General features: G+C 61.1%; 1 pseudogene. It reads left to right on the forward strand.

Annotated elements, in window-relative coordinates:
* Positions 1-494 (forward strand): annotated as a pseudogene (locus NCT05_RS36660) (ISNCY family transposase); the annotation flags it as partial.

Consider the following 494-nt stretch of genomic DNA (forward strand, 5'->3'; position numbering starts at 1 on the left):
GGAGCTGCGTTTGCGTGATATCAGCACCATTGCAGCTGCAAACGCGTTTGCCTGCGTTTTCATGGCGGCCTATAACGCGCGCTTCGCAAAGCCGCCAAGAAGCGCGTACGACGCCCACCGGCCGCTGCGCGATGACGAGAATCTCGACGCGGTTTTGACTTGGCGGGTACAGCGTAAGGTATCGGATGCGCTGACGTTGCTGAACGACCGCGTACTCTGGCTGCTCGATGACACGGCAGCGAATCGCAGGCTGATCGGCCGCTACATCGACGTGTGGGAATACCCAGATGGGCGCCTCGAAATCCGCGCTGACGGCAGCGTGCTGCATGCTGTGCCGTATGACAAGCTCGCCGACATTGACCAAGGCGCGATAATCGAGAACAAGCGTCTTGGTCATGCGTTGCAGGTCGCGCGAGCGTTACAGGCGCAGCGCGATAACCGTCGGATCTCAGGCTCGCCGTCTCGCACAAACCGAGGTGCTGCGGTGCGCACTC

This window comes from Caballeronia sp. AZ7_KS35 (genome assembly GCF_023631045.1).
Classification (GTDB): domain Bacteria; phylum Pseudomonadota; class Gammaproteobacteria; order Burkholderiales; family Burkholderiaceae; genus Caballeronia; species Caballeronia zhejiangensis.